The organism is Corynebacterium ureicelerivorans, assembly GCF_000747315.1.
Classification (GTDB): domain Bacteria; phylum Actinomycetota; class Actinomycetes; order Mycobacteriales; family Mycobacteriaceae; genus Corynebacterium; species Corynebacterium mucifaciens.
Map to the genome: position 1 here is coordinate 439439 of NZ_CP009215.1, position 19118 is coordinate 458556.

Below are 19118 nucleotides of genomic sequence, written 5' to 3' on the forward strand. Positions count from 1 at the left end.
CCGCCGCCAACGTTTCGGTCTACCCGAGAACCGCCTGCGCCGCCGCCCGCCCGGAGCGCACTGCGCCGTTGAGCGAGCCGCCCGCGGTGTAGTCGCCGGCGCGGTGCGCGTCGTCGGCACCGAGGTCGCCTGGCCGCTGCGACGGGAGCGAGTGCTCGACGTCGGTGCGGGCGACAAGGTCCCACTTGGTGGCGTCCGTGCCCCACAGCGCAGACAGGTGGGCGGTGACGTCGGTGTCCGTGACCGCCGGGTTGTGCAGCGCCGATGCCTGAATCAGTGCCGAGCCGTCCGGCGAGTAGCTCGGAGCGATGTTGGACATCACCGCGGTGTTGACGACGGGGCCGGAACGTGTGGCGTCGATGCGCACGAACGGGCTCTCGCTCGGCGCCTCGTCTGCGCGGAACCACCAGGTGGTCAGTCCGCGGGTGGTCTTTCCGTTATCTTGCGGGGCCGTGGCGACGACGATGTCGCGGGCCGTCATTGTCCCCTCCGGCGTGTCCACCGCTCCGTCGCGGACCGTGGCCTCGGCACCGGTGCGGATCTCAGCGCCCGCGCGCTTTGCCGCCGCCGCGAGCTGGTTGGACAGCGCCTGCGCGCCGCGGGAGGGCACCGACGGACGCCCAAGCGCGAACGTGGTGAGGAGGAATTGGCCGATCGCGGCGTCCACCGCGTCCGGGTCGTCGGCGACGACGCCAGGAAGGAACGGCACCAGCACCTTGGTGCGGATTGCGCCGTTCACACCGAGCCGGTCGAGCTCAGCACCGAGCGTGGCACCGCCCCTCGGTGTGGAGGCGACAAATCGAATCAGGCCGGCGACGTCGCCGGCGTTTACCAGCCCGCTCGCCAACGTCTGCGGGAGTAAGAGGGGATGGCGCAGGGGGTTCGCCAACGTTTTCAGCCCCTGCTGCGTGGATACCTGCACGCCGTGGCCGAACGGTTTAAGGTCGAGCGCCTCCAAGTCGACCTCAGCGCGCAGCGCCGGGTAGGCGGGGTTGATCAGCTGGAACCCGCGGTCGATCAGGTAGCCGTCCACCGCTTCGGTGCGCACGCGGCCACCCACCGTGTCCTCTTTCTCCACGACCAGGACACTCCGGCCGGCCTCGGCCAGAACCTTTGCCGCGGTGAGCCCGGACAGGCCTGCGCCCACCACAATTACGTCGAATGCAGTCATAGCAGCCAGGGTAGTTGTTTCAGGCTCCGGGAAAGGGTGCATGTGTGTTCGAAAACGACAAGGCCCGTGTCGGCACGCTTCGTAACGTGCTCAATGTATCGACTTACCGACCGCAAGGAGCTCCCATGACCAGCCGCCCGACACCCGCCATGTTTGCCCGCATTTCCTGTAAACCAGTCGCAGCCATCCACTACGTTGCGCGACTGACCGGCGACACACCATGCGTGGACATCGCTGCGGCGGTCAACGGCCGCACCATCGTCATGGCTGCGGAGCCCGCCTTCGATGACGCTGACGTGCACCGCGCCCTCCTTCGAACGTTGAAGACAGTGTGGGCGCACGGGGACGGCGGCCTCGAGATCTACGGCCTGCCGGCGGAGCTGCGGGCGGTCGCGCAACTGGACCCGGAGTTTCGCGGCATCGAGTTCCCGTCGACGGCGACCGGCCGCCTGTCCAGCACGTGGGAGGCGTGCCGCGCGAGCTTCGCGCTCATGCAGGAGACCCTCTACCGGAAGGCGGAGCAGCAGAAAGCGCTGGAGGAGCCGGCACACCTCACCATCGCCACCGATGCCTCGAAGCAGAAGTGCTCCAATGTCGTGGGCATCGCGGCGGTGAGCACATCCGGCCGCATCACAACCTCCCAGGTGACAACGTCCAAAGTGCTGGAGGGGGAGTTTGCGGCGATCGAGCTCGCGCTTTCCTCGGTGCGCGGCAATGTGGCCAGCGTGGAGGTGCTCACGGATTCGCAGAAGGCTGCGCGCAACCTGAATGTCGCGTTGCGCGGGACGCAGACCCAGCGCCCTGGCTGCGGGCCGGAAGAGGTCAAGTGCCTCCGCCGCCTCAACCGAGTGCGCCGCAGCGGCGTGCAGGTTTCGGTGCGCTGGGTCCGCGGGCATAGCGGGCACGAGCTCAACGAGCTCGCCCACCGCAGCGCGGTCACCGCGCGCCGTAACGCGCAGTGGGGTTTGGAGGACTCCCCGCAGATGGCGCACTTGCACGAGGAGCTCCGTCAGGTGGTTGCCGCTGTGTAGGAGCGGCAACCACCGGGGTGTGGGTTTAGCGCTCCCAGACGCGGTGGGAGGCCAGCAGCTCCTTCACCGGGGCAGCAGCGGCGTCAGCTGCGTCGACGGTGACGATGCCCGGCTGGTCATCCGGCACGCGCGCGCCTTCCAGCGCCTGCTTGCCCGCCTCGCCGACGACCACGATCGCCTTCTTGTGCCGCTCGAGCTCGCCCAGGATGGTGTTCACGTCGGTCTTCGCCGGCGGGTTGACCACCACCGCGGCATCGAACTCGATGGAGCTTGCAGTCAGGTACGTACGCGAGATGGAAACGTCCTTGCCGCCGAGCGTGACGGCGCCGCCCTTCTCCGCGACCAGCAGCGGGGTGGTGCCGGCTGCGAACAGGTTGTCCACCAATTTGCCCACAGCCTGTGCGGAAGCCTCATCCAGGTCAGTGGAGATGAGGATGCCCACCTGGCGGCCGTCGATCGGCCAGGTCTTGCCCACCTGGGACAGAGCCGGGGACGGCTGCACGTCCGCGACCTCCTGTGCGGCCGGGTGCGGTAGGCCGAGGTTGTCGGCGACCGTCTCAGCCAGATCCTGGTCCACGTGCGCGAGCACATCGAGGTAGCGCACCTTCACGGCCTCCTCGTAGCACTTGCCCAGCTCGAAGGAGACTGCGTCCGCGAGGTGAGCCTGCTCCACCTCGGACAGGGAGATGTAGAACAGTCGGGCCTGCGAGAAGTGGTCATCGAAGGAGGCGGGCTGCTCGCGGGTAATGGTGCCGGAGACTGCCACGGGGACGTCGATAAGCGCGCCCTCGTCCACGGTTGCTTCGGCCGGGTTACCGCCGTCGAGCGAATTCGGCTTGTACGGAGCCACGCCGGTGTGGGAGCCGACCTGGTGCATGCCGTCGCGCAGGTTGTCGTTGACCGGCGCCTGCGGGCGGTTGATGGGCAGCTGGGCGAAGTTCGGCCCGCCCAGACGCGAAATCTGCGTGTCCAGGTAGGAGAACAGGCGGCCCTGCAGCAGCGGGTCGGCGGTGACGTCGATGCCCGGCACGAGGTGTCCGGGGTGGAATGCCACCTGCTCGGTCTCCTCGAAGTAGTTGCGCGGGTTCTTGTTCAGCGTCATGGTGCCGATGATCTGCACCGGGGCGAGCTCTTCCGGCACGATCTTGGTCGGGTCGAGCAGGTCGATGCCCTCGAACATCTGGTCCTCGGTGTCCGGGAAGACCTGCACGCCGAGGTCCCACTGCGGGAACGCGCCGGCCTCAATGGCGTCGTACAGGTCGCGGCGGTGGAAGTCCGGGTCCATGCCGCCGGTGATCTGCGCTTCCTCCCACACCTGGGAGTGCACGCCGAACTTCGGCTTCCAGTGGAACTTCACCAACGTGGTCTCGCCAGCGTCGTTGATGAAGCGGAAGGTGTGGATGCCGAAGCCCTCCATCATGCGCAGCGAGCGCGGGATGCCGCGGTCAGACATGTTCCACAGCGTGTGGTGGGTGGCCTCGGTGTGCAGGCCCACGAAGTCCCAGAACGTGTCGTGGGCGGACTGCGCCTGCGGGATCTCGCGGTCCGGGTGCGGCTTGCCGGCGTGGATCACGTCCGGGAACTTGATGCCGTCCTGGATGAAGAAGACCGGGATGTTGTTGCCCACCAGGTCCCAGGTGCCCTCTTCGGTGTAGAACTTGGTGGCCCAGCCACGGGTGTCGCGCACTGTGTCGGCGGAGCCGCGGGAACCCAGCACGGTGGAGAAGCGGACGAAGACCGGGGTCTCCTTGTCCTTCTTAAACACGGCAGCCTTGGAAATCTTGGAAGCGTTACCGTTTGCGACGAACACGCCGTGCGCACCCACGCCGCGGGCGTGCACGACGCGCTCCGGAATGCGCTCGTGGTCGAAGTGGGTGATCTTCTCGCGGAAGTGGTGGTCCTGCATGAGCAGCGGGCCGCGCTCGCCGGCGCGCAGCGACTTAGAGGTCTCGCTCAACCGAGCGCCCTGTGCGGTGGTGAGGTACTCGCCCTGCTGCGCGCGGGGGTCAGGGTTAGAGCCCGCGCCAGCGCCTGCGGCGGCGCCAACGTGGAAGGGGCAACCTGTGGGGGTAACCGAGGCCGGGGCTTGCTGGGCTTCAGTGTCCTGCGGCGGGTTCACAGCGCCTTCGGGCTGCTCCACACCGGGGGTGATGCCACCCGGTGTGCCGGGTGCGGTGTCGCCTGCGGGAGAGGCGGCGTTGGTGGACGGGGTCTGGTTCGGCTCAGACATGCCGGACTACCTTTTCATTCGGGGTCGTGGACTGCCCCGAGGATAGGCTCGCCCGGCGGCCGTAGGTTGGACGAATGGACAACATGGGCTGGGGGCGAAGCGATCGTCGAGAAGCAATATGCTCGAACGCATGACTGTGCGCGACATCCAGGCAATTCAAGACGCGGTGGCGGAATACTGGCCGGACGTGCGGTGGGTCGAATCCACCGGGTCCACCAACGCCGACCTGCTCAAAGACGGCGAGCCGGGGACCGTGCTCATTGCAGACGAGCAGACTGCCGGCAAAGGGCGGCTGGACCGGCAGTGGGTCTCGCCGAAAGGGGCGCAGCTGGCCATGAGCATGGTGGTAGAAGTAGGCGAGGCCCCGCCGCCGTTCGGGCTGTTGTCTCTCGCGCCGGGCGTCGCCGTCACCGATGTCGTGCCGCAGGCACAGCTGAAGTGGCCCAACGACGTACAGATCGGCGGCAAGAAGATCGCGGGGATCCTTTCCGCGCTGGACATGCCCCGGGTCATCGTGGGCATCGGCATCAACGTGGCCATGCGCGCCGAGGATCTTCCGGTGGATACCGCTACCGCGCTCAACCTCGAGGGGATCGAGGTCGATTTCGACGACTTCACCGCGGACATCTTGCTCGCGATGGGCCAACGGCTTGCGCAGTGGCGCGACGGCGACCCACAGCTGCTGGAGGATTACCGCGCCGTGTGCACGACCATCGGCCAGCAGGTCCGCCTAGAAATGCGCGAGGGCGAGGAGACGGTCACCGGCGCAGTCACCGGCGTCAACGACGAGGGCGAGGTGCTTATCGACGGCACCGCGTACGCCGTCGGCGACGTCCACCACCTGCGACCGACCTCGTAGCCGTGCAGTACCCTGCCTGGTGATGTCCGGCAAAGCACCGTTTCGCGTCGGCGGGGACGAAGTTGTCCTCGCCGACGTTTGCGCGCCGCTGTCTTCGCTGACCATCCCGCTGCTTGAGCTGGTGCTGATCACCGGCGTGGCGTGGATGGCCATCGGCTGGATGGATGTGACCCCATACATCGACCCGGCGGTGCGCAACGCCACGGTGCTGGTCTGGGCGTTGCTGGCCCTGTGGCGGTTCGTCGGGCCCGTGGTGGCGTCCCGGCGGCGCCGATTCATCGTCACCAACAAGCGGATCTTGGCCCGCGGCACGCGCGGGGTAGATTCCATCCCGCTGCGCCAGATCCACTCGGTGCGTCGCGACCACGGCGGGCTGACCGTGGCGGTGTACGGCTTCGCCCAGCCAATCCGCTTTGAACAGGTGGGGAAAGCGCGCGCGGTGGAAAAGACGCTGCAGCGGGCGCTTGGCGCTCCGCGGTAGTTACCCCTTCACCTCGGTGCTGTGCAGCTGCTCGTCGAGGTCCTCCGGGGAGAGCCTCCCGCCGAGGAATTCGGCGGTGACCGGCAGGTGCAGGTCCATGTCGGTGCCGGGGCACAGCTCGATGACCGCCTCGTCCACCGTGTAGTCCAGCACGTGGCCCCCGCGCGAGTGGTCGTTGTTAATGAAGTGCACGTGGCAGCCTGGCACGCCGATGCCCTTCGCGTACGCCGGGGTGCGAAAACCCCCGATGACGCCGTCGACGTCGGTGAAGACGTGCTCCGCGTCGTCCGAGACCGCCTCCGACATCGGCGGGTAGGGCTTTTCCTGCTTGGTCACGGTGCGCACGCGGACTTCCTTGAACCGGCCGGTGATCTTCACGGCGGTGAAGAAGTTGTGGCTGGGCTCGGCGTCGTCGATGAACTTGGCCAGCTCTGAGCGGACCATGGCCTTCGGCGCGTCGAAGCGCAGGCGGGGCACGAAGTTGGTCACCACCGTAAACGGGGTGCGCTGCTCGAGGTCGGCCACGCGGGCCTTGCCGTCGGAGGTGAGCTGGTGGCACACCCCGTCGAGGATGAGCATCTCCCCGTCGAGCGCGTCGAAGGTGCCCAGGCCGAAGTTGCCCTTGCTCAAAATGTCGCCGATGGTCAGCTCGCCGTCGTAGATGCCGTCCAGCAGCGCGGTCATCAGCGAATTCTGGAAGATGGTGTGGCGGGCGATGGTTGCAGACATGGCTGCGATGGTAGCCGGTGCGGGGACTACAGTGTGCTGCGTGAGTAACGCCTATGGGATGCCCGTCGTCGCCGTGATCGGCGACGGCCAGTTGGCACGAATGATGCAGACGGAAGCGATCGAGCTCGGCGTGGAGACACGCGTGCTCGCCGCCAGCGACGACGCCTCGGCCGCGCAGGTCTTCGGCGACGTTCGCCTCGGCGATTACACCAAGCTCGAGGACCTGCGCGCGATCGTGGACGGCGCCGACGCCGTCACCTTCGACCACGAGCATGTCCCCAACGAGTACGCGCAGATGCTTATCGACGAAGGCGTGGCCGTCGAACCCCGCCCCGATGCGTTGCTCTACGCCCAGGACAAGCTCGAGCAGCGCAAGCGGCTGTCCGAGGCTGGCCTGCCGGTGCCGGCGTTCGCCGCCATCGAGTCCGTCGCCGACGCAGAGGCGTTTTGGGAGCAAACCGGCGGCCAGGTCTGCTTGAAAGCAACCCGCGGGGGTTACGACGGCCACGGCGTGTGGTTCCCGTCCTCCCGCGAAGAGTGCGCCGCGCTGGTGGAAGACCTGCTGGGCCGCGACCTGCCGCTGATGGCGGAAAAGAAGGTGGCGTTCACCCGCGAGCTCTCCGCGATGGTGGCGCGCAACCGCTCCGGCGAGGTGCGCGCCTGGCCGGTGGTGGAGTCCCGCCAAGACGGAGGCATCTGCCGCGTCGCCATCGCCCCAGCGCCGGGGATGTCGCCGGAGCTTGCGCAGCGCTGCCAGGACCTCGCTGTGCGTGTGGCGGAGGGCCTCGGCGTCACCGGCGTGCTCGCCGTAGAGCTGTTCGAGTACGACGGCGAAAATGGCCCGGAAGTCTCCGTCAACGAGCTGGCCATGCGCCCCCACAACACCGGCCACTGGACCCAAAATGGGTGTGTGACCTCGCAGTTCGAGCAGCACCTTCGCGCGGTGCTGGATTGGCCGTTGGGCGGCGTCGACACGCTCGCGCCCGCGACGGTAATGGTGAACACGCTCGGCGGCGAGGAAGACCCGGACACCCCAATGGCGGAGCGTGTGGTGGAAGTGATGCGCAAGTACCCGCAGGCCAAGGTGCACCTCTACGGCAAGGACCACCGCCCCGGGCGCAAAATGGGCCACGTCAACGTGACCGCGGACAGCGTCGACGAGGCGCTTGCCGTCGCGGAAGACGCAGCGCACTACATCATCCACGCAACCTGGAAGGACTAACGCTATGGCGCAACCTGCTGTCGGCATCATCATGGGCTCGGACTCGGACTGGGACACTGTCGCCCCGGCCGCGGAGATCCTCGCCGAGTTCGGCATCGCGTTCGAGGTGGGCGTGGTTTCCGCGCACCGCACGCCGGACAAGATGCTGGCGTACGCCAAGGAAGCGCACACCCGCGACCTGCAGGTGATCATCGCCTGCGCCGGCGGCGCCGCACACCTGCCGGGCATGGTGGCCGCGGCGACCCCGCTGCCGGTGATCGGCATCCCGCGGGCCCTGGACACGCTCGACGGATTGGATTCACTGCTGTCCATCGTGCAGATGCCGGGTGGTGTGCCGGTGGCCACCGTATCTATCGGTGGCGCGAAGAACGCTGGGTTGCTTGCCGCGCGCATCATCGGCGCCGCCGACCCGTCTGTGCAGCGCGCGATGGTGGCCTACCAAGCGCGCATGGCGCAGGAAGTGGAGCGCAAGGACGAGGCGCTGCGCCGGCGTCAGATGGGTGAGTAACCCGATCGTCGTCTTGGGCGCGCGGGTGATCGACGGGCGCCCGTCCCGCATGCTCGAAAGCCGCCTGTGCGTGGCCCTCGAGGCGTGGGAGGCGGATCCTCGGCCGATCGTCGTCTCCGGCTACGGGGAGGCCGGCGTGATGGCCGCGTGGTTGGTGGCCCATGGGGTGCCGGAAACGTCGGTGGTGGCGGAGCCGTACGCGCGGTCCACCAACGAAAACTTGGAGCGCTCCCGGGCGTTGTTCCCCGGGGCGGGGCACTTAACGGTCGTTACCAGCGGGTTTCACGTTCCGCGCACGCGGGTGTGGGCCTGGCACCTGAGTATTCCGGTGCGGATGGTGGCGGCGCCGACCCCGAAGACATCGCGCACGAAAAACCTGTTGCGCGAAGTAGTGGCGCTGCCGCATTCCGTGACGCGGGTGGTGTGGCGTCGTGTCGTGCGCCGCGTTGTTGGCCGGTAGTAGCGTGCGGTGGCCACGGCGGTTGGCGCCTACTGGTTGTCGATGAAGCGGGTGACCTTTTCCGTTTCTGCGATCTCCTGCAGGCGCTCGGCAGAGACGAGACCTGCCACAACAACGACGGAACCGCCCGCGGCGATCGGCGCCAATACGGAGGCGGAAAATTCCTCGGTGCTGTGCCAGTCCTGCACCAGGTAGCGCTCGGCTCCGACGCCTGGCTCGGTGAACGTGGCGAGCGCGGGTGAGTCGCCGAAGTAGGCGTCGCCGTAGAACCGGACGGTGGGGCCGAAATCCACGGTGCCCACCGGCAATTCGCCGCCGGCTTCAACCACCCCGCGGCCAAACGGGTCGTCCGAGACAACAACGCAGTCCGGAACCTCGGCCCACTGGGCGGCGCGCTCGACCGTGGTGAAGACGACGTCAGGGGAGGGCTCGGAGGAGGGGGTGCCGAAGGCGTCGATACGCGGGGTGCGCGACGAGTTCACGGCGCCGATGGCGATGACCGCGGCTTGCCAGGACACGGGAAGGTCGATGGCGACTTGGCCGCCGGGGGCGAGGTCAAACTCCTCGTCCAACATGTTGGCGACTTTGCTGGCCCAGTTGTCCAGAGTCTGCGCCGAGAAATCCATGCGAACGCCGCGCGAGTCGTCGTAGACGGTCAAGCGCGGCGAGGATGGATCGGTCTGCAGCAACGGTGCGAGCATGCTCATGCCCGCCCAGTGTAGGCACTACAGGAAGATTGCCGAGCCGGGGCCGAGCGGTAGATCGAAGATGTACCAGATGAACAGCAAGATGGCCCATGAGATCCAGAACGGGATGACAAAGACGATCAAGCGCGACATCAAGGTGCCCAGGCCGGCCCTCGGCTCGTAGCGACGCAGCAGGGTGAGGATCACGATGATGTACGGGTTCAGCGGGGTGATGATCTGGGTGGCGGAGTCGCCAACGCGGAATGCGGCCTGGGTGAACGACGGCTCGAAACCGATGAGCGCGAACATGGGCACGAACACCGACGCCATGAGCGTCCACATCGAGGAGCCGGAGATGATCAGCAGGTTCAGGCAGGACGCGAGGATGATGAACGCCAGGATGGCGGCGAAGCCGGTGATGCCCGCCGATTCCAGGAGGGCTGCTCCCTTGACAGCCGAGAAGGTGCCGATGCCGGACCAGCTAAACAGCGAGATGAACTGGCCGAGGATGAACGCCAGCACCAGGAAGCCGACCATGTCGCCCATGGCCTTGGTCATCATGTCCACGATGTCTTTGATGCTGTTTACCGTGCCCGCAGCCTTGCCGTAGGCGATGCCGAGTACCAAAAAGTAGGTGAAGACGATGAAGACGATCGACTGCAGCAGCGGGGACTTCGGCAGGAACGCGCCTACCTCGTTGCGCCAGGGTGAATCCGGCACCAGCACCGCGACGAGGATGGCCACAGTGACGATGATTGTGGCGATGCCGGCCCACTTCAGGCCGCGGAGCTCCTTGTCGGTCAGGTCAACGGAAATTTCGTTGCCGTCGGCATCGCGGTTCATGCCGTCGTCGCCTTCGACCATGTCCTGTGGCACGTTGAGTTTGTGCATGCGAGGTTCGAGCACCTTATCGATGATTAGGCCGCAGATCAGGCCCAGCACGATGGAGGCGGCGATGTTGAAGTAGTAGTTCGAGATCGGGTTGACCTCGGTGGCGTCCATGTTCGGCAGGGTTTCCATCACGGCGTTGGTGATGCCAGCGAACAGGGCGTCGAGCGAGGTGGGCACGAGCGCGGTGGAGTAGCCGGCGCCCACGGCTGCGAAGCCACCGAGCAGGCCCGCGACCGGGTGGCGTCCGGCGGCCTTGAACACCATGGCGGCCAGTGGCGGGATGACCACGAAAGCGGCGTCCGCCATGATCGATCCGGTCACGCCGATCAGGCCGACCGCGTAGGGCAGGATCGAGCGGTTCGCAGATCCGAACAGTTTTCGGATTAGTGCGGAGAGCATGCCGGAGCGCTCGGAGACGCCAACGGCGAGCATGATCGGCAGCACAGTGACCAAGGGTGGGAAGCCGAGGTAGTTCTCACCGAGGGTGGTGGTGAACCAGGCAAGACCTTCACCGGTGAAGAAGCCCTTGATCACAACCTTTTCGTCCTCACCGGGAACTTCGACCTCGGCGCCGAAGTACGCCATCACCGTTGAGACGACGGCCGTAAACAGGAACAGGATGAGGAACAGGGTGAAGGGCTCGGGCAGTTTGTTGCCCACCGCTTCCACGCCGCCGAGGATGCGGTCCAAGGCGGTTTTCTTCTCCGGCGGGCTGCCGTCAGCGCTGGTGTCGGGGTCTTTTGTGCTGGTCGTGGTGGGCGCTCCGGTATCCCGTTCAGGGCTCCGGCTGTCGCCTTCGCGTGTGATCTTCGGCGTGCTCATGTATCTATGTTGTACCAGTCACACTTTGCGTGCACTAGGGTTTAGAAGAAATGCCATTCGAGCGACAGAAAATATGACAGAACGGAGAGTGAGCCCCGTGCATCCCACCCGCCCGACCGAACCGACCCCGCCGAACCCGGCGTTTCTTAACCGCATGGACGCGATTGTCGACGAGCAAATCGGCGCCGCAGCCCCCGAATTCGCCGTAGAGTCGGGGTATCCGGAACGCGAAGCAGTCTGGGCAGGCGTGGAAAAGCGGGTCAGCATCGCGCGGGCGGATCTGGAGCACATCATGCGCGACGTGCACGCCAATCCGGAGGAGGCGTTTAAAGAGTTCCATGCTCAGCAGGTCATTGCGGAGGTGCTGGAAACACACGGCTTCGAGGTCATGCGCGGCGCCCACGGTGTGGACACCGCGCTGCGGGCGCAGTGGCAAAGCGACGACTTCGACCCGGCAGTGCATCCCACCGTCGCGGTGATGTCCGAGTACGACGCGCTACCCGGCATCGGGCATGCCTGCGGCCACAACGTGATCGCGGCGTCCGGTGTGGGTGGCTTTCTCGGCGCAGTCGGCTCCGGTTCCGGCCGCATCGTCTTTCTTGGCACGCCGGCCGAGGAGGGGCACACCGGCAAGGAGTACATGATACGGGTCGGCATGCTCGAAGGTGTGGACTGCGCTGTGATGATCCACCCGTTTAGCTACGACCTTGTTTCCCACGCTTGGACGGGGCGGCGCTCGCTCACGGCCACATTTTCAGGTGTCGCCGCGCACGCGTCGATGCAGCCGTACATGGGCCGCAACGCGCTAGACGCCGCGACGCTCGCGTACCAGGCGTTCGGGCTTCTGCGTCAGCAAATGCCTCCGTCGGACCGTCTGCACGCGATTATCGCCGACGGCGGGGCGCGCGCCTCGATCATCCCGGAAGAAGCGACGCTGAACATCTATGTTCGCTCTCTCTACACCGACACGTTGATGGATCTGAGCAAGCGTATCGACGACATCCTCACCGGCGCGGCCCTTATGACTGGTACTGGCGTGGAGGTGGACTGGGACAACCACCCGATGTCGCTTCCGGTGCGTAACAACGAAACCCTGGCTGCGCGCTGGGGTGCCACCCAGCAGGCCCGCGGTCGCCGGGTGCTGCCCGGCGGTATCCTGCCGGACTCGCAGGCGGCATCGACGGACTTCGGCAACGTCTCCCAACTCGTGCCGGGCATCCACCCGTTGCTGAAGATCGCCCCGGAGGGCACCGCGCTGCACACCGTTGCTTTCGCCGACGCCGCGGTCACTCCGGCAGCGCTCGACGGGGTGGTGGACTCGGCGGTGGGCCTTGGCCAAGTCATCGCGGATGTACTCAATGATCCGCAATTGCTTGCCGACGCCCGGGCCGAGTTCGACGCCGCCGGGGGAGCAGTCTCCGTGGAGGCGTTGTTGGCCGAAGCGGAGGACACTACTGAGCAAGCATGATGGACGCGCCCGGGCCCAGCGGTAGGTCGAACTGGTACCAAATGAACAGCAGCGTCAGCCAGAACAGCCAGAACGCCACCGAGAACACGATGAGACGCGACATGAGCGTACCGATGCCGGCCTTGGGCTCGTACCGGCGCAGCTGGGTGAGGATGACGATGAGGTACGGGTTGAGCGGGGTGATGATCTGCGTGGCGGAGTCGCCCACGCGGTACGCGGCCTGAACAAACGCGGGGTCGAAACCGATCAGCGCGAACATGGGCACGAAGACCGCGGCCATCAGCGTCCACAGGGCCGAACCGGAGATGATGAGCATGTTCAGGGAGGACGCGAGGATGACAAACGCCAGGATGGCGCCGAATCCGCCGATGCCAGCGGATTCGAGTGCCTGCGCGCCCTTCACCGCCGTCCAGGTGCCGATGCCGGACCAGTTGAACAGCGCGATGAACTGGCCGAGGATGAACGCGAGGACGAGGAAGCCGGTCATCTCCTTGATGGCGGAACCCATCATCTCGGTGACGTCGGGAACGCTCTTCACCGTGCCGGCTGCGATGCCGTACACCAAGCCCATCACCACGAAGTAGAGCACCACGATAAACACGGTGGACTCCATCAGCGGCGACTCCGGCAGGAAGTTGCCCTCCTCGTTGCGCCACGGTGAGCCGGGCACCAGCACGGCGATTGTTCCAACGATGGTGAGCAGCAGCGTCGCCCACAGCGTGGCGGTCAGGCCGCGCTTTTCAGCCGGAGTGAGCTCCGCAGTGATTTCGTTGCCGTCGATATCGAGGTCAGGCGCGTCCTGCCCCTCGGCGACCTCGGTGGGCACGCCTAGCTTGTTCAGGCGCGGCTCAAGCACTTTGTCGATGATGAAGCCCGCCAGGAAGCCGAGGATGGAGGCGGAGGCGATGTTGAACCAGTAGTTGGAAACAACGGTGACCTCGTTGGCTTCAAGGCTGGGGAGGGCCTCCATGACGGAGTTGGTGATGCCGGCGAACAGGGCATCGAGTGAGCCGGGCAAGATCGAGGTGGCGTAGCCGGCGCCGACGGAGGCGAAACCGCCGAGGAGGCCGGCAACAGGGTGGCGTCCCGCGGCCTTGAACACCATGGCTGCCAGCGGAGGGATGACGATGAAGGCGGGGTCAGCGATCAAGGACGCGGACACGCCGATCACGCCCACCGCGTACGGCAGAACGGATGCGTTGGCGGAGCCGAACAACCGGCGGATTAACGCCGAGAGCATGCCGGAACGCTCCGCGATACCCACCGCGAGGATGATGGGCAACACGTAGACCAGCGGCGGGAATCCTACATAGTTCTTACCCAGGTTGACGGTGAACCAGGCCAGTCCCTCTTTGGTGAAGAAGCCGTGGATGGGCCGGACCTCGTCCGAACCCGGGACCTGCACCTGCGCCCCGGACCACGCCATGATCGTGGAGACGACAGCGGTGAGAAGGAAAAGGATGAGGAAAAGGGTGAACGGCTCGGGGAGCTTGTTGCCCACCGTTTCAATGCCGTTGAGGACGCGGTCTGCCGCGCCTGTTTTCTTTGGTGGGTCAGTGTCTTTTGTCGGCTTAGGCCGCGTTGATGGGGTCATGCACTACGGTTCTACCGCAGCGCATGTATAAATTCCCCCCAAATGAGAAAAATACCGTGAAATATATTCATGTGAGGGAGAGTGGGGTGCTGCACCCGACCTGGGCCTAGTTCACACACCGCGGGGTGTCGCCGTCAGCAGTGATCTCCGGGGCAGCCTGCGTGGCGCCGAAGTCCTCGCCCGGCGTGCCCACGGGAGCCTCCGTGTCCGTCTCCTCCGCAGAGAGCATGCCTGGCCCGGCGTAGTCTTCGGCCACAACCACGACGAGTGCGTCCTGGTCCAACGTGGCGTTTGCTACCACGGGCACCCCGCCAAGCAGGCGCGCAAGCTCCTGAGCGGCCGGGTCCTCGGGGGCGGGAGCGACCACCTGGCTCTGGGAGTACAGGCCCTCCATCGCGTTGGCGACCTCGTCCACGGTGATGCCGTCCTTGCTCAGTTCCTGCCCCACGCGGCCGGCCTGGCCCGGGACGCCACCGGCGTTGAGCACGGTCACCTGGCGGCCGCGCAGCGCGGGCGCGTCCGCGGTGGGGGAAGAGGACGTCTCGGTGTCCTTGCTCTCGTCCGCAGTGTCTTTCGCGTCCTCTGCGGGCTGCACAATGTCCCCCATGAAACGCTGCACCTGGGCAACATCGACGGTCACGATGGACTCTCCGTAGTCGCCAACGCCGTTGACCGAGGTGACCGGGATGGTGGTGAAGGTGACGTTGTCCCCGGCGAGGCCCGAAAGCTGCTGCGCGAAGCGGACGACGTCCCAGTCCTTGTCCAAAGTGACGGAGCGCTCCGCCGCATTGGACAATTCGCGCAGACGCGACGGGTTGGTCAGCGTGCCCGCGGAGAGCACGTTGCGCACCAGCGACGCCATGAACACCTGCTGGCGGACAATGCGGTCGAGATCGCCGCGCGGAAGATCGTGCCGCTGCCGGACGAACGACAGCGCCTGCGTGCCGTTCAGGGTTTGCACGCCGGCGGGGAAGCGGGCGCCAGAGAGCGGCTCGTCCACGGCCTCGTTCAAACACACGGTCACGCCGCCGACGGCGTCGGTGAGCAGGACGAAACCGAGCAGGCCGACCTGCGCGAAGTGGTCCACCTGGACCCCGGTGAGGTCCGCGACCGCGTCGATCAGGCCCTCCTGACCAGCGCGGGCGACTTGCTGCTCCAGTTCCTGCCCCTCGGGCATCCCCTCTTCCTCAACCAGCTCTTCGCGCTTGTCGGCGGCGTACGCCCCGTAGACACCGTTGATTTTGAGGTTGCCGTAGGTCTCGTCGTGGACGTATGTGTCGCGCGGGATGGAGACTGCGGTTGCCTTGGAGCCGTCTTCCGGGATGCGGACGACCATGATCGTGTCAGTGTTGATTTCGCCGTCGGCCACGCCAGCGTTCAGGCGCTCAAGCTCTTCCTCGCTCAGCGGGTTGCCTTGCGCATCCGTGCGTGAGTCCGAGCCGACAAGCAGGATGTCCACTGCGCCGTCGAGCGCGTCGTCCTTGCCCTTGGCCCGTCCCACATCGAGTTCGGAGGCAGATAACTGCCCGCCGAGGCGGCCGACGGCGAAGTAGCCGATACCGGACAGCGCGATCGCGGCGGCGGAAAGTGCAGCGAGTACCCCTTTGACCACCGGGTGGCCGGACTGCGACACGTCGCGGGTTCGCGACGGTGCCGCCTGGATGTCGCGGGCGCGCCGGCTGGGGTCAGTCACGCGGGGAAGTATACGACATCCCGCCACCACTCCCGATCGAGCGCTGTGCCGTACACCGGTTCCGTCCGTTTTGGTGGGTATGATCCCAGCCATTGTGAACGCAGACTATCCCAACGCAACGGCATCTGGCGCGCCGCTGGCCGTGGTCACGGTGACCTACTCGCCCGGCGAGCACTTGGCGCACCTCATTGCCTCGCTGGACGCCGCGACGACACAGCCGGTCCACCTCATCTGCGCAGACAACGGCTCCACCGATGGGGTGCCGCAGCGCACAGCTGCGTCGCACGACAACGTCGAGTTTCTCCCCACCGGGGGAAACGTCGGCTACGGAGCCGCCATCAACGCGGCAGCAGCGTCGCTGGCGCAGCGCCGTCGCACCGGTGCAATCCGAGACGACTACTTCCTCATCGTCAACCCCGACGTCCAGTTCGCACCCGGGAGCATCGATGAGCTACTCCACTGCATCGACGCCGCCCCACAGGCAGGAGCGGCGGGTCCGCGGATCGAGGAAGCGGACGGATCGACCTACCCCAGCGCGCGTGAGGTCCCAGGTCTGGCCACCGGCATCGGCCATGCGTTGCTCTACGGCATTTGGCCCGGCAACCCGTTCTCCCGCGCGTACCGGGCGAATGCCAACATGCACGAGCAGCGCACCGCCGGGTGGCTTTCCGGCGCATGCTTGCTGGTGCGCTGGGACGCGTTCGACGCCATCGGCGGATTCGACGAGCGCTACTTCATGTACCTGGAAGACATCGATTTCGGCGACCGCCTTGCGCGCGCAGGGTGGGAGAACCTCTACTGCCCGTCGGCAGTCATCCACCACGACCAAGGCCACGTGGCTGGCAAGTTTCGCCGTGTGACGGTGCCGGCGCACCACAGGTCCGCCTACCGCTTTCAACGCGACAGGCACCCCCACGCATGGCAAGCACCTCTGCGGTGGACGTTGTGGCTGGGGCTTCAGGCGCGGGGCGCGATCCAGCTCGGGCTGCGCGCGCCGCGCCGGGCAGCCGGTACGTAAATACACCCGAAACGAATCCCACCAATAAGAAAAGGACAGGTTATGGCAACTTCGCAGCAGGGCGGCGCCCCGCAGGAAGCCGACGAGGCGGTCATCGAGATGGACGCGGTGATCTTGGTGGGCGGGCGCGGTACGCGGCTGCGCCCGCTCACGGTGTCCACCCCGAAGCCGATGCTGCCCACGGCCGGACACCCCTTCTTGGCGCACCTGCTTGCGCGTATCCGTGAGGCGGGCATGCGCCACGTCGTGCTGGGAACCTCGTACAAGGCTGAGGTGTTCGAAGAGTACTTCGGCGACGGCGCCGCGTACGGCCTGGAAATCGAGTACGTGGTTGAAGAGGAGGCGCTGGGCACCGGCGGCGCGATCCGTAACGTCTACGACAAGCTGCGTTACGACAACGCCATGGTGTTCAACGGCGACGTGCTTTCCGGTGCGGACCTGTCGGCGATTGCCGCCACACACGTGGAAAAAGACGCCGACGTGACCTTGCACCTGGTGCGCGTGCCGGACCCGCGCGCGTTCGGCTCCGTGCCCACCGATGAGGACGGCAACGTGTTGGCGTTCTTGGAGAAGACCGAGGACCCGCCGACCGACCAGATCAACGCCGGCTGCTACGTGTTTAAGCGTTCGGTGATCGAGAACATCCCGGCCGGGCGCGTGGTGTCTGTCGAGCGCGAGACGTTTCCGGGTCTGCTCTCGGCGGGCGCGAAGGTGGCCGGCCACGTGGACTCGTCCTACTGGCGCGACATGGGCCGCCCCGACGATTTCGTGCAGGGTTCCTCGGACGTGGTGCGCGGCATTGCGTACTCGCCGCTGCTCCAGGGGCGCACGGGCGAATCGCTTGTCGACGACTCCGCGGGCGTCGCACACGGCGTGATTCTCATGGGCGGCACTGCTGTGGGCCGTGGTTGCGAGATCGGTGCCGGGTCGCGGGTGGACGACTCCGTGATCTTTGACGGCGTCACCATCGAGCCGGGCGCAATGGTGCGCAACTCCATCATTGCCTCGGGCGCCACTATCGGGGCGAACGCACGCATCACCGACAGCGTTATCGGCGAGGGCGCGCGAATCGGCGCCCGGTGCGAGCTGCAGGCGGGGATGCGCGTGTGGCCGGGCGTGGAGATCCCGGACTCGGGAGTGCGTTTCTCCTCAGACGCGTAAGCGACACGCCGAAACCCGGGATTAGTTGCTGAAATTCCGCCTGCCACTACATGTAGTACCCCCTCGCTTCACCCCCAGCAGCGCGCACGTGTGACAGATGTGACTCGTGTGACGAGCGACGTGGGAAATGCGGGGCGCGTTCCCACGAGAGGGAGATTCTGGTTGCGGCTATTTAGTGCTGCAGTGTGTAATCACAGCAGTGTCATCCGCAGTGCCCGCTCGGCGGGAGGTGCGGGCACCACTCTTTTACGTCCGACAAGCAACTAAGGAAGGTGATGGCGTGGAAAACCAGGCAGACGCCATCCTCCGTGGCGCAGCCGCAGGAGGGATGACCCTCGACGAGTTGTTCGGCGCCGTCGAGCAGGAGTGGCAGGACCAGGCGCTGTGCGCCCAAACCGACCCGGAAGCGTTTTTCCCCGAAAAAGGCGGTTCCACCCGCGAGGCCAAACGGATTTGCCAAGCCTGCGCGGTTCGGGACGAGTGCTTGGAGTACGCGCTCGAACACGACGAGCGCTTCGGTATCTGGGGTGGGCTTTCGGACCGGGAGCGCCGTCGCCTGAAAAAGCAGCTCGGCTAACCGGCCCGACTCGGCACGGCCTACCAAGGAAAGTCTGGATCGATTGTCCGCGGGTCGAGGTTGAGGTAGTTCGCCACCAGAGCGGTCAGAACCCATGTGATGAGTTCTGACCGCTCTTGCGTGTGTGCACTGCGGTGCTCGATGGGCATGCGGAACACCACAAGGCGCGCACGCGTCGGGTTGCCCCGCTTGTCTACGCCAGCTTGAAGCACCCTCCCCAGGGGCACCGGGCCATCGGCGATGATTTCGTCCGGCAGGACTGTCATGTCTGGGCTGAGCCGCATGCGCGGCACCGTGTCCACCGCCAAATCGACCCCGGCAAGCTCGTTGAAGAATTGGTTGTGCAGTGGCGCGTACGCGTCGAGGACGAGCTGGTCAAAGGCGTCCGCGCGCGTGCGGTAGCGCGGCACGCCCACCGGTAAGACGGGCCCGCGCACGCCTCTGCCGTGCCGGTTGCGGGCCGGTTGAACATGCGAGGGGCCGGTCGATGTCATGAGTGGCAAGCCTATTGCCCGGG

General features: G+C 66.3%; 18 protein-coding genes. 10 read left to right on the forward strand and 8 right to left on the reverse strand.

Annotated features, from left to right (window positions below; translation table 11 throughout):
* Positions 1-19 precede the first annotated feature (19 nt).
* A complete protein-coding gene (locus tag CUREI_RS02235; protein WP_038609951.1) occupies positions 20-1171 on the reverse strand; it encodes an FAD-dependent oxidoreductase in 1152 nt (383 codons plus the stop codon).
* A gap of 125 nt (positions 1172-1296) precedes the next feature.
* Here CUREI_RS02235 and CUREI_RS02240 point away from each other — a divergent pair, with 125 nt between their 5' ends.
* Positions 1297-2202, forward strand: a complete 906-nt coding sequence (locus CUREI_RS02240; RefSeq protein WP_038609953.1) for an RNase H family protein — start codon at positions 1297-1299, stop codon at positions 2200-2202.
* 25 nt (positions 2203-2227) lie between these two features.
* Here CUREI_RS02240 and CUREI_RS02245 read toward each other — a convergent pair whose 3' ends face one another.
* Complete coding sequence (locus CUREI_RS02245; RefSeq protein ID WP_051952141.1) at positions 2228-4432, reverse strand: catalase; 2205 nt, start codon at positions 4430-4432, stop codon at positions 2228-2230.
* A gap of 130 nt (positions 4433-4562) precedes the next feature.
* Between CUREI_RS02245 and CUREI_RS02250 the strand changes: the two genes are divergently transcribed.
* Positions 4563-5291 (forward strand): biotin--[acetyl-CoA-carboxylase] ligase, encoded by a 729-nt coding sequence (locus CUREI_RS02250; protein ID WP_236627245.1) that lies wholly within the window; start codon positions 4563-4565, stop codon positions 5289-5291.
* A gap of 22 nt (positions 5292-5313) precedes the next feature.
* Positions 5314-5772, forward strand: a complete 459-nt coding sequence (locus CUREI_RS02255) for a hypothetical protein (protein WP_038609959.1) — start codon at positions 5314-5316, stop codon at positions 5770-5772.
* Here CUREI_RS02255 and budA read toward each other — a convergent pair whose 3' ends face one another.
* Positions 5773-6501 (reverse strand): acetolactate decarboxylase, encoded by a 729-nt coding sequence (budA, locus tag CUREI_RS02260; protein ID WP_038609962.1) that lies wholly within the window; start codon positions 6499-6501, stop codon positions 5773-5775.
* A 40-nt stretch (positions 6502-6541) separates the two neighbouring features.
* Between budA and CUREI_RS02265 the strand changes: the two genes are divergently transcribed.
* From CUREI_RS02265 to CUREI_RS02275, 3 genes are read left to right on the forward strand one after another with little or no spacing between them, the layout of a single operon-like run.
* Positions 6542-7723, forward strand: coding sequence for a 5-(carboxyamino)imidazole ribonucleotide synthase (locus tag CUREI_RS02265; protein WP_269077734.1), 1182 nt, complete (start codon positions 6542-6544; stop codon positions 7721-7723).
* Positions 7724-7727: 4 nt separating this feature from the next.
* Complete coding sequence (gene purE, locus CUREI_RS02270; RefSeq protein ID WP_038609965.1) at positions 7728-8231, forward strand: 5-(carboxyamino)imidazole ribonucleotide mutase; 504 nt, start codon at positions 7728-7730, stop codon at positions 8229-8231.
* The gene (locus CUREI_RS02275) at positions 8224-8691 is read left to right on the forward strand and encodes a YdcF family protein (protein ID WP_038609968.1); all 468 of its coding nucleotides are present in this window, start codon (positions 8224-8226) and stop codon (positions 8689-8691) included. The genes purE and CUREI_RS02275 overlap by 8 nt, the downstream gene beginning before the upstream one ends.
* Before the next feature lie 29 nt (positions 8692-8720).
* Here the strand turns inward: CUREI_RS02275 and CUREI_RS02280 are convergent, their stop codons facing one another.
* Together CUREI_RS02280 and CUREI_RS02285 are read right to left on the reverse strand one after the other, a co-directional pair.
* Entirely contained in the window at positions 8721-9398 is a 678-nt protein-coding gene (locus CUREI_RS02280) for a TIGR03089 family protein (RefSeq protein ID WP_038609970.1), read from the reverse strand.
* An 18-nt stretch (positions 9399-9416) separates the two neighbouring features.
* The gene (locus CUREI_RS02285; protein WP_084768100.1) at positions 9417-11090 is read right to left on the reverse strand and encodes an AbgT family transporter; all 1674 of its coding nucleotides are present in this window, start codon (positions 11088-11090) and stop codon (positions 9417-9419) included.
* 154 nt (positions 11091-11244) lie between these two features.
* On the opposite strand from CUREI_RS02285, the gene CUREI_RS02290 reads away from it, so the two are divergent.
* Positions 11245-12558, forward strand: a complete 1314-nt coding sequence (locus CUREI_RS02290) for a M20 family metallopeptidase (protein WP_144242475.1) — start codon at positions 11245-11247, stop codon at positions 12556-12558.
* Here CUREI_RS02290 and CUREI_RS02295 read toward each other — a convergent pair.
* Both CUREI_RS02295 and CUREI_RS02300 read right to left on the reverse strand, forming a co-directional pair.
* On the reverse strand, positions 12542-14152 hold the full coding sequence (locus CUREI_RS02295; protein WP_084768103.1) for an AbgT family transporter: 1611 nt from the start codon (positions 14150-14152) through the stop codon (positions 12542-12544). The two genes, CUREI_RS02290 and CUREI_RS02295, sit on opposite strands and share 17 nt — an antisense overlap.
* A gap of 106 nt (positions 14153-14258) precedes the next feature.
* On the reverse strand, positions 14259-15845 hold the full coding sequence (locus CUREI_RS02300; protein ID WP_038609974.1) for an LCP family protein: 1587 nt from the start codon (positions 15843-15845) through the stop codon (positions 14259-14261).
* A 79-nt stretch (positions 15846-15924) separates the two neighbouring features.
* On the opposite strand from CUREI_RS02300, the gene CUREI_RS02305 reads away from it, so the two are divergent.
* The 3 genes from CUREI_RS02305 (at position 15925) to CUREI_RS02315 (ending at position 18601) form a co-directional block, all read left to right on the forward strand.
* Positions 15925-16863 (forward strand): glycosyltransferase family 2 protein, encoded by a 939-nt coding sequence (locus tag CUREI_RS02305; protein WP_051952143.1) that lies wholly within the window; start codon positions 15925-15927, stop codon positions 16861-16863.
* Between the two features lie 42 nt (positions 16864-16905).
* The gene (manB, locus tag CUREI_RS02310) at positions 16906-18024 is read left to right on the forward strand and encodes a mannose-1-phosphate guanylyltransferase (protein WP_038609977.1); all 1119 of its coding nucleotides are present in this window, start codon (positions 16906-16908) and stop codon (positions 18022-18024) included.
* A 328-nt stretch (positions 18025-18352) separates the two neighbouring features.
* Positions 18353-18601, forward strand: coding sequence for a WhiB family transcriptional regulator (locus tag CUREI_RS02315; RefSeq protein WP_201773350.1), 249 nt, complete (start codon positions 18353-18355; stop codon positions 18599-18601).
* Between the two features lie 20 nt (positions 18602-18621).
* Here the strand turns inward: CUREI_RS02315 and CUREI_RS02320 are convergent, their stop codons facing one another.
* Positions 18622-19095: a metallopeptidase family protein gene (locus CUREI_RS02320; protein WP_038609983.1), complete on the reverse strand. Its 474-nt coding sequence runs from the start codon at positions 19093-19095 to the stop codon at positions 18622-18624.
* Between the last annotated feature and the right edge of the window lie 23 nt (positions 19096-19118).